The sequence below is a fragment of the Nostoc flagelliforme FACHB-838 genome (genome assembly GCF_014698065.1).
Lineage (GTDB): Bacteria > Cyanobacteriota > Cyanobacteriia > Cyanobacteriales > Nostocaceae > Nostoc > Nostoc flagelliforme_B.
This window is the reverse complement of record NZ_JACJSI010000241.1, coordinates 1-9,011: the sequence shown is the minus strand read 5'-3', so window position 1 is coordinate 9,011 and position 9,011 is coordinate 1. Positions and strand designations below refer to the sequence as shown.

Genomic DNA, 9,011 nt, shown 5'->3' with positions numbered 1-9,011 from the left:
TGAACAAAATTGAGCGATGTTGGTCATGGTTGAAGAGTCGAATTCGTCAACAACTTATTCAATTTGACTGTATCAGGGATGCTATGGAATATGTACTTCGCCTAGCGTCCTAATCGCCTTGTCTGTTGCTATAGCCCTCTTCTGTCACTCTCCGGGAAGGCTATCGCTAGAAGCCTCATGAGGCAATCAATACAAGTTATACTATTAGAAAAAAATAGGTCTTGTATTTGTTATTAGAAAATAATCGCGCAATCGCTTGCTATACAAAAGCTCTAGATTTTAGAAAAGGCAAATGTTTTCGGAGAGTGACAGAAGAGGGATAGTAGTTTGTCAAAAGAACTTTGATAAATGCATAAGTTTGTAGTCAGGACTTTAGTCCTTAATTTGAGCGCTAAAGCACTCACTACAAACTCAGCAAACTTAACAGACTACTCCTTACTGGGAGTGGGAGCAGCAGGTTGCGATTGAGGTTGTTGGCGTAAACGGCGCAAAGAGTCCCGCAGCTTATTCTGATTAGTGTTAGATCTTCGCCGCCGCCGATTTGTCGTTGCTTGTGGCTTTTGTGATGAATCGGTAGTCGCTCGTTCACGTTGGATGCGGCGTAAAGACTCTCTTGAATTTCCTTGAGTGCTAGTTGTACTAGCTGGAGATGATGGGCTTGTAGGAGTACTTTCTCCTCTTTGAGGTTCCAACCGTCTACTAAATCCAGATATTGCTGGTTTTCTGACTGTAGCTTCAGTAGATGAAGGTGTCATCTCTCTACGTCTACGTCTTGAATTTTCCTGTGTGGAGTTGGCAGTAGTTGTCTGCCGAGTTTTCTCTTCTGCTTGTCTTTTTCTTTCACGTTCTCGGACTTCTTGCTGACGGCGAGAACCTTCTACGACGAAGTTAGGGATAAGTGTCGCTTCTTTTTTGCCACCACTTACTTTGATTTCACGCGCTTGTCTGACGGCGGCTTCATCCAAGGTGGAGTTCCCACTAGAGCGAGTAAGACGCACATTAGTGACATTACCTTGTTCATCAAGCTCAAGTTTTAACTTTGGGCTACCTTCAGGCTTTTGCCCTCGTAATGACGCTGGATACTTGAAATCGCAATTGCGAAGGCAACTTGAACGACTATTACCTGAACTGTTAACTTTTGGAGGTGTTGGCACTGTTGGCGCTGTTGCTATTGGTGGACGCTTTACTCGTTCATTGCCTACACCACTACCAGAGTCAGAGCCAATTCCTGAACCCGTACCACTACCAGAGCCAGAGCCAATTCCTGAACCCGTACCACTACCAGAGCCAATTCCTGAACCCGTACTCAAACCAACACCGGAGCCGGAGCCTGTGAGAACTCCACTAGCACCGCCACCTCCACCGGCATTTTGACTGGCTTTTGAGTCTCTTAGTTCGCTTAAAACTCCTCTTAAGTTTTGACTGCCTTGGTTTGTGGAGGGAGCAATAGTTGTCACAGGTGCTTCTGGTTTGGGAGCAATTTGCGTATTTGCTGGCTGTAGATTTTGAGTAGTTTGTTTTGGTTGTTGTTGAACTGGTTGAATTTGAGTAGTTTGTTTTGGTTGTTCAACTGGCTCAATTTTTGGTCTTTCAATAAATTCTTGTACTGTTTTTTGTACTGGTGGAGTTTCTATAGACTGTTTTTGAACAACTTTTGGTAATTTTTTGGGTTCTTCTGGAATTTTTTCAAGTGGTTTTTCTGGTTCCACAGTCGGAGAATCAACGATCGCAAACTCTATTGCTTCATCTTCTTCTTTAGGCACTCTCGTCAAATAATTACTTATGCCTGATGACAGTACGCCGATATGCAGCGCCAGTGAACCTATCAGACTGTAAGTCAGAAAAGACTTGAGAGCCTCAACTTCTTTGGAACGTTGCTCGACAGTAATGCCAGAAAAGCTCATAGCTATTGCTACCTATTCTCACTAACTTAGCTATCTTAGAATGTAAGGTTACAAATATCAAGTAAACAATCCAAATTAATTGGATAGCCTTACGGAATACCGCACTACTAAAAATATTTTTTGAAGCCACTAATATCATGGATTATCGACAAAATTAATTTTTGTTTCAATTAAATTAAATTAATTTATGTAAAACAAACGAACAAGTAAATAAAAGTCATAACTATTAAATTTGAAAAAATTATCATTATATTTTATATTTTATTGAGAATAACTTTCAGCTTATCTCTAGATTCTGGTAGTCTGATTTTGTATTGTGGATGAAGTTATAGAGGCACTACATGGGAATTCAAAATTTGTTTACAGCAGGCGGTGTGGTCATGTGGCCCCTGCTGGCGTTTTCGGTATTGGGTGGGGCACTGATCATCGAGCGGATCAGATTTTGGGTAAGGATCAATCAGCGTCAAAGCCGTGTGGTGCGAGATGTTTTGAATCTCTACCGACTCGATAATGTTGTCGGTGCAATCGATAAACTTCAGAAAAACGCAGATTTACCATTGGCACGCATTTTTCTGGCAGCTTTAGAGTTGGAAGAGCCAAATCCAGAAGAATTTCGTTTGGCATTAGAAAGCGAATCGCAGGCTGAGATACCTGTACTTAAACGCTTCCAAAACATTTTTGAGACAATTATTGGACTAGCGCCATTGTTGGGTCTACTTGGCACGGTGTTAGGATTGATAGCCTCCTTTGCCTCCCTAAATCTTGGTGATGTGGGAGGCACTAAAACAACTGGTGTTACATCGGGGATTAGTGAAGCTTTGGTATCAACAGCATCAGGATTGATCGTTGCTATCTTTACACTCTTGTTTGCCAATACCTTCCGGGGGCTGTACCAACGGCAAATTGCACTAATTCAAGAGTATGGTGGACAGCTAGAATTACTCTACCGCCGTCGTTATGAAAGAGGAGAAAAAACTTATGCGTCTACCAGATGAGCCAGAACTTCCGCTACAGATAAACATCGTGCCGATGATTGACGTGATTTTTGCAATTTTGACATTTTTCATCATGTCCACTTTGTTTTTAACGCGATCAGAAGGTTTACCAGTAAATTTACCGAAGGCTACCACCGCTAAACAACAGCAAGTTCCCACTAAAGTTACCATTACGGTAGATGAAAAAGAACAAGTCAGCATGAACCGTGAACCAATTGCAATTGATGATTTGACAGCGAAACTGCGGACTTTAGTTGGTTCTAACCCAGAAGTGTTAGTAATTATTAATGCTGATGAAAAAGTTGATTATGGTCGGGTAGTAAGTGTAATGGATCGGGTACGTCAAGTTAAAGGGGCAAAATTAGCGATCGCTACCCAAAGATAATAAAGCAGAATTCAGAATTCAGGAGCCAGAATCCAGATTTTCGTGACTTTTACTACTGGCTTGACTGCTGGGGTATTCTGAATTCTGTCTTCTGCAAGACTTCTCATAGGCTACGCTTACACATCTGTAATTCTTGAGATATAAGTTTTAATAATGATTCTTGGTGTGAATGAATAAAAAAGTGGTCACTGTTAAATTCATGTAATGAGAAAGCAGCGATCGTCTGCTCTCGCCATGCTTGCAGAGCCTCATGACTAACTTCTTGGTCTTGCAAACCACCAAAAACAGTGATAGGACACTCTAGTGGCTGTTTTTGAGTGTAAATATAAGTTTCCAGAACGGCAAAATCTGCCCGCAAAATGGGGAGGAACATCTGCATCAGTTCCTGGCTTTCTAATACTGCTTTGGGTGTACCGTTAAGACTGCGTAGCTCATTGAGCAAATCAGTGTCTGATAGGACGTGCAGGGGTGGTTTGGTGATGGGGATTTGTGGAGCGCGACGAGCAGAGATGAAGAGGTGGAAGGGAGAAAGACTATACTGAGAGCGAAGTAGACGGGTTAATTCAAAGCTAACTAATCCCCCCATACTGTGCCCGAAGAAGGCGAACGGTTTGTCTAAGTATGGTATCAAAACTGGAGCGATCGCTTCCACAAAAGGTTCTAACCGTTTCAAAGGTGCTGACTTAATCTGTTTTCCGCGTCCGGGATATTCCACAGCACAGATTTCAACATTACTAGGTAGATTATTCGGCCATGTGCGAAAAATTGCCGAGCTACCACCAGCGTAAGGGAAGCAGAATAAACGCAAGTTAGCTTGAGGATTTGGTTGTGGACAGATAATCCAGGGATTGAAGGTCATTTTTTTACTAATATATTTATTGATTTGAAACATTTTTCACAACCAAACCACGAGGTATTGGTACTGGTTTGGGGCTAGCGATGCCTGCGGCGGGCTACGCCTACGCATATCAGATCGTGGTAGAAAAACATCAAGGTAAAATTACTTGCCAATCTGAGTTAAATAAAGGAACAGAGTTTGCGTTGGCTCTGCCCACAGCAGGAATCACTTTAGGGACTTCTAACTAAAAAAATACCCATCGCTTTGATGAGCAGGGGAAGCAGGGGAGGAAGAATCTAACGATCGTCTTTGCTCGCAAAATAGAATAATTTAATTTCTAGAAGTACACCCGTAGGGGCACGGTATGCCGTGCCCCTACTTGCGATATTATGTTGTACCGCATTTGAGTGGGAACTCATCCTTGAGTTAGTAGCTTTTGAAGTTTTATTCGTTCATTATGAAGCTTGTAATGTTTTAATCTTTTAGTAGGCTGACGAAAGTCAGTATACATAAAAAAACTCCAAACCAGTTTTGGTAAGCTTTTTGAGAACAAAAAGAGAAACAAACTTATGGGACTTTTCGATCAAATTCTTGGTGCCGTCGCTAATCCCAATCAACAGGGCAGCTTAGGTCAAATAGGAAGTATTGTTAACACCGTACAACAGTTGAGCAGTAGCACAGGTGCAGACCCTTCTACCATCCAATCAGTTTTGTCAATTGTCGGCGGTCAAGTCCGTTCTGCTCTCCAAAACAAGCAAGCTACAGATGGTAATGAAGCTGCCCAAAATCTAGTCAGTCAATATGCTGGTACTTCTCCCAACCCCCAAGCCGTCAATTCGTTGTTTTCTCCTCAGATACAACAGCAAGTAGCTCAGGTTGCTGCCCAACGCACTGGGTTGGATACTGGTATGGTTCAACAATTGCTGCCTTTAGCAGTACCTTTGGTGCTAAAGTTCTTACAATCCGGCGCCAATGTTCAAAATCCCCAAGCTGGCGGTAATTCTGTACTGAATTCTTTCTTAGATGCTGATGGCGATGGTGATGTTGATATCGCTGATGCCATCCAAATGGCCAGTCGGTATATGAGAAAATAACAGTTTTCTCCACTCCCCTGCGATAAAGCAGACATTAGTAATTATACCTTGCTAGATTTTTAGCTAAGACATAGGCTGAGAACATAGTAAATTTATAAATATAAATCAGACAGTCTATGTCTAAATTGTTTGACTGTATTACTGAGGAGCTACAAGACTTTATTGCTGCCCAACACCTTTTTTTTGTTGGCTCTGCACCTTTGAGTTCTAGCGGTCATGTCAACCTATCTCCTAAAGGTCAGGACTCCTTTCGTATCCTCTCTCCCAACCGCGTAGCTTACGTAGACCTCACAGGTAGTGGTAACGAAACATCAGCCCATTTGCAAGAAAATGGGCGGATAACCTTCATGTTTTGTGCCTTTGAAGAACCCGCGTGTATCCTGCGTCTTTACGGTCAAGGAAGGACGATTTTACCAAGTTCTCCAGAGTGGGAATCTCTTCACTCTCTATTTTTGCCGATACCTGGAACTCGTCAAATTATCGTCGCTGATATTGAAAAAATCCAGACTTCCTGTGGTTTTGGCGTACCACTTTATGAATATCGAGGTCAGCGCCAGACTCTAGTAAACTGGGCTAGTAAAAAAGGCGAAGAGGGAGTTCGAGAATATCAACAGCAGAAAAATCTCGTCAGTATTGACGGTTTAGCCACACCACTGAGTAGATTACCTTAACTTTGCCTAACTGATTATTCTATTAGTCCACTCCCACAAGAAGATCAGCCTTTTTGGAAAATGCTTTAAGAAGCAGCTTCAATAAGTTACTTCACTTCACTGGGTTCAAATTTGGTTATCTTACCTTTCTTAACGGCAACAATCACATCGTAATGCGAACAGTAAGCGAATGTGACATCATTGGCTTTGTTATAAAGGTTAACTACGTGACCTGCACCGCCTACTTGGATACCGATTGGATCCAAGTCAGCAAAAAAGAAACGACGCAGTTGATCGCCACTACCAATCTGACCCTTATTCTTAGTAAGCAGGTCTAATTTCTTTGCTACAGACAATTCTTCAGCTGCTGAGGCTTGCACTAATGATGGATTGATCACCTTTAATGGTGCGTCCCAAACTGTCAAAAAACCAACCAAGGCTACGCTTGTAAGTAAGGGTGAAAGTTTCATTTGTTACTTCTCTTTTTTGTTTTATCCCGAACATCCAAAGCATCTCACTTGGGACTTAGAGCTTATTGAAACTAAGCTACTATTTTCATGAATTTATCCCTGGAGAAAATTTAGTTAGTTCTCAGCATTTTCTCAGGGAATGTTAGTAGCTCTAAGCAACAGCATATTTTAAGTATTTTCTCAACAAAAACTCATTTTGAACTGCATGAGGGTAACTTAATATAATAAGCAATGCTTTCATGGCAGTGATCTTAATTGTGATTAGACCCAGAAAACCACATCGCCTAACCCATAGAATTTCGGGACAAACATATCTCTGGCTAGCAATGCTAATTTTTGCAGCATCCGGCGCAGTTACCCGGAAGTTAACAGAAATTGGCGCTCAACACTTAATAGGCGATGCCTACGGCCGCAAGTTGAGCAATCCGATTTCTTTGTGCAATGTTTTATTTGTGGGAAACCTTTGTGCCTTGATACTGCTGATCCCAATCTATGGGCGACAGTGGAACAAAGCTAATGTGAAGCAACTCTCAAGGAAGGATTGGGTCAGTCTAACGGTAGTAGCTATTTTATCAGGAGCGTTAGCCCCTGGGTTAATTTTCCAGGCACTGGCACTCACAGAACTGAACAATATCATCTTGGTTGGACGTTTAGAACCGCCTCTAACTCTGGCTTTATCAGTCTGGTTATTAAGAGAACGGGTAAATATTTGGGAATTTATCGGAGCGATCGCAGCATTTATCGGCGTTATTCTAACTATTATCCTTCAGCCTCCAACAGAAGCCATGATGAACATGGGAGGTTTTGGTTTGGGCATAGGAGAGATTTTGGCAGTAGTAGCATCAGTGGCTACTGCTGCTTCCACAATTATTGGCAAGAAACACCTCTCTCAAATACCCCTAGGAATCTATAATATCTTTCGGACTGCACTAGGAACCGTAATCTTTTTTTTCCTGGCTTTAGTTCTTTATGGCAGCGATCATTTCGCTGGTGTTCTCTCACCATTCTTGTGGCAATGGATGTTTCTCTATGGCGGTTTGATTGTAGTGGTAGGACAGTCTTTTTGGGTTAAAGGCTTGAAAACTTCTACTGTATCTATGGCTTCCTTAGTTAGCTCATTTAGCCCAGTTGTCGGGATTATAGCAGCCTATTTTATTTTGGGTGAAGCTCCTACCCTACCTCAATATATTGGTGGTAGCTTAATTTTAGTAGGCATATTCTTGAGTCAAGTTGGCACTAGGTATAAGACTTCTAACACAGTTGCATCTGACAAGGTGAATTATACTCCAGCGCAGCAAGAGGTAGAAACTGGGATGGGATTTAAGGGAATTTGAAGAAGGCAAAGGGAAAGAAAGCTTATATTCTAAGCCTTGGCTTTATTTCTAACTGCACAGTTATTTTTACCCTTCTGCCCTAGTATGTCAAAATAAAAATACCCGATACATCAAGGGGAGCGATCGCTCCAAAAGCTAGATTAAAGGATTGACCTGAGCAATGGCAGACCCAACCAATCACAATCAAGCGGGAGAAGTAGCTCCCAGCACTGTTGACAAGCAAGCTCCCAGTGTGGCTGAAGAACACGCTCCTAGTACAGATTCACCAGAAGCCACAGACCTTCCTACTGCTAACACGCCAGACCCTAAAACCGCAAACCCCGAAGATAATCCCAATGCTGCTAAACCAGCTGCTGCATCACCCAAGCGAGAAAAACCCGCCGCCGCAGCAACAGAAGAAAAACCCGCAGCCGCAGCTAAAGCCGCCAAAAAAGAAAAAGCCCCATCTGTTGAAGATAAGCCATTTGTAGAGTTTATCGAGCAAGACTACTTGCCAGCTTTACAAAAAGCGATCGCTCAACAAGGTGTGCAAGATTTAGAGGTATCTTTTGCCAAGCAAAAGGTTCCAATCACTGGCTTTGAATCTGCCGAAGAATGCTGGCAAATTGTCGGTAGTTGGTCGGAAAAGGGTCGGCGTCAGTTTAATGTGTATTTTCCCGAAGAAGATATTCAAGGGAAAAAGGGATTTTCCTGCAATGAAGGCAAAAAACCAAGCACTCTTGAGTCATTCTTAATTGATGAGCGCAAAATTACCCTCGATTTGTTGGTATTTGGCTTAGTTCAGCGATTAGATGGTCAAAAGTGGTTAGGTAGAAATTAGTTATTAGGCATGGGTCATGGAGCATTGCTTATTCTCCTTGCTGCTCCTTGCTCCCTGCCTTATCCCAACAATAATTATTTACGCCGACCTACTGACGTTTTCTGTCTGGAATTAAATTAGACGGTGTGGCAACTACCGCGATCGCATCAAAGATACTCGCGTAAGAAATCAAAGGGATCGTCTTCCCAACAAGGTTCAGGTATCAGCCAAATTAAACTACTATCGATGTCGGCTTCAATTTCATCACCGTCGTCCCGATCAAATAGTTCTATCAAAGCTGTCCAATCACGTTCTCTCAGAGACGTTAACGATGGGGCATATACCTGGAGATTATTTGAGTAATTCACGCGTAAAGTTGTGCTTGACAGCCATAAAAAGTTAGTATATAAATTTGGAAATAATTAGATATTAAACCTCGTCCATTTTGAAAGCTGGAGTTTTGTCACGCATGGGACTATCCTAAGTTTTAGGAGTGGTGATTGAGGTTTGTACAAGAATGTTGAAAATTGACTTTCTTCGTT

10 protein-coding genes and 2 pseudogenes are annotated in these 9,011 nt (G+C 42.1%); 8 read left to right on the top strand and 4 right to left on the bottom strand.

The genetic code is table 11. The features are described from left to right. A pseudogene (locus H6G97_RS53725) lies at positions 1–113 on the top strand (IS630 family transposase); the annotation flags it as partial. 315 nt (positions 114–428) lie between these two features. Here H6G97_RS53725 and H6G97_RS39060 read toward each other — a convergent pair. After that, positions 429–1,904, bottom strand: a complete 1,476-nt coding sequence (locus tag H6G97_RS39060) for a TonB family protein (protein WP_190946022.1) — start codon at positions 1,902–1,904, stop codon at positions 429–431. Positions 1,905–2,245: 341 nt separating this feature from the next. On the opposite strand from H6G97_RS39060, the gene H6G97_RS39055 reads away from it, so the two are divergent. Next, positions 2,246–2,899 carry a MotA/TolQ/ExbB proton channel family protein gene (locus H6G97_RS39055; protein WP_190946021.1) on the top strand — a complete coding sequence of 218 codons (654 nt, stop codon included), beginning with the start codon at positions 2,246–2,248 and terminating at the stop codon, positions 2,897–2,899. Next, positions 2,883–3,284, top strand: a complete 402-nt coding sequence (locus H6G97_RS39050) for an ExbD/TolR family protein (RefSeq protein ID WP_190946020.1) — start codon at positions 2,883–2,885, stop codon at positions 3,282–3,284. The genes H6G97_RS39055 and H6G97_RS39050 overlap by 17 nt, the downstream gene beginning before the upstream one ends. Before the next feature lie 103 nt (positions 3,285–3,387). On the opposite strand, the gene H6G97_RS39045 is transcribed toward H6G97_RS39050, so the two are convergent. Next, positions 3,388–4,143 carry a thioesterase II family protein gene (locus tag H6G97_RS39045; RefSeq protein WP_190946023.1) on the bottom strand — a complete coding sequence of 252 codons (756 nt, stop codon included), beginning with the start codon at positions 4,141–4,143 and terminating at the stop codon, positions 3,388–3,390. A 23-nt stretch (positions 4,144–4,166) separates the two neighbouring features. Between H6G97_RS39045 and H6G97_RS39040 the strand changes: the two are divergent. From H6G97_RS39040 to H6G97_RS39030, 3 genes and pseudogenes are all read left to right on the top strand, one after another. Further along, positions 4,167–4,370 (top strand): annotated as a pseudogene (locus H6G97_RS39040) (ATP-binding protein); the annotation flags it as partial. A 321-nt stretch (positions 4,371–4,691) separates the two neighbouring features. After that, positions 4,692–5,216 carry a DUF937 domain-containing protein gene (locus tag H6G97_RS39035; RefSeq protein ID WP_190946019.1) on the top strand — a complete coding sequence of 175 codons (525 nt, stop codon included), beginning with the start codon at positions 4,692–4,694 and terminating at the stop codon, positions 5,214–5,216. Positions 5,217–5,332: 116 nt separating this feature from the next. Continuing rightward, a complete protein-coding gene (locus tag H6G97_RS39030; RefSeq protein WP_190946018.1) occupies positions 5,333–5,887 on the top strand; it encodes a pyridoxamine 5'-phosphate oxidase family protein in 555 nt (184 codons plus the stop codon). An 86-nt stretch (positions 5,888–5,973) separates the two neighbouring features. Here H6G97_RS39030 and H6G97_RS39025 read toward each other — a convergent pair whose 3' ends face one another. After that, entirely contained in the window at positions 5,974–6,336 is a 363-nt protein-coding gene (locus H6G97_RS39025) for a hypothetical protein (RefSeq protein WP_190946017.1), read from the bottom strand. Positions 6,337–6,575: 239 nt separating this feature from the next. Here H6G97_RS39025 and H6G97_RS39020 point away from each other — a divergent pair, with 239 nt between their 5' ends. Then, entirely contained in the window at positions 6,576–7,670 is a 1,095-nt protein-coding gene (locus H6G97_RS39020) for a DMT family transporter (protein WP_190946016.1), read from the top strand. Positions 7,671–7,830: 160 nt separating this feature from the next. Next, a complete protein-coding gene (locus H6G97_RS39015) occupies positions 7,831–8,490 on the top strand; it encodes a DUF2996 domain-containing protein (RefSeq protein ID WP_190946015.1) in 660 nt (219 codons plus the stop codon). A gap of 146 nt (positions 8,491–8,636) precedes the next feature. On the opposite strand, the gene H6G97_RS39010 is transcribed toward H6G97_RS39015, so the two are convergent. Continuing rightward, positions 8,637–8,837, bottom strand: coding sequence for a hypothetical protein (locus tag H6G97_RS39010; protein WP_190946014.1), 201 nt, complete (start codon positions 8,835–8,837; stop codon positions 8,637–8,639). Positions 8,838–9,011: the final 174 nt, after the last annotated feature.

Bases quoted from the DNA above. Each gene is read 5' to 3' on its own strand.
- H6G97_RS39030 (WP_190946018.1), top strand. From the start codon at position 5,333: ATGTCTAAATTGTTTGACTGTATTACTGAGGAGCTACAAGACTTTATT.
- H6G97_RS39050 (WP_190946020.1), top strand. From the start codon at position 2,883: ATGCGTCTACCAGATGAGCCAGAACTTCCGCTACAGATAAACATCGTG.
- H6G97_RS39035 (WP_190946019.1), top strand. From the start codon at position 4,692: ATGGGACTTTTCGATCAAATTCTTGGTGCCGTCGCTAATCCCAATCAA.
- H6G97_RS39055 (WP_190946021.1), top strand. From the start codon at position 2,246: ATGGGAATTCAAAATTTGTTTACAGCAGGCGGTGTGGTCATGTGGCCC.
- H6G97_RS39060 (WP_190946022.1), bottom strand. From the start codon at position 1,904: ATGAGCTTTTCTGGCATTACTGTCGAGCAACGTTCCAAAGAAGTTGAG.
- H6G97_RS39015 (WP_190946015.1), top strand. From the start codon at position 7,831: ATGGCAGACCCAACCAATCACAATCAAGCGGGAGAAGTAGCTCCCAGC.
- H6G97_RS39045 (WP_190946023.1), bottom strand. From the start codon at position 4,143: ATGACCTTCAATCCCTGGATTATCTGTCCACAACCAAATCCTCAAGCT.
- H6G97_RS39020 (WP_190946016.1), top strand. From the start codon at position 6,576: ATGGCAGTGATCTTAATTGTGATTAGACCCAGAAAACCACATCGCCTA.
- H6G97_RS39025 (WP_190946017.1), bottom strand. From the start codon at position 6,336: ATGAAACTTTCACCCTTACTTACAAGCGTAGCCTTGGTTGGTTTTTTG.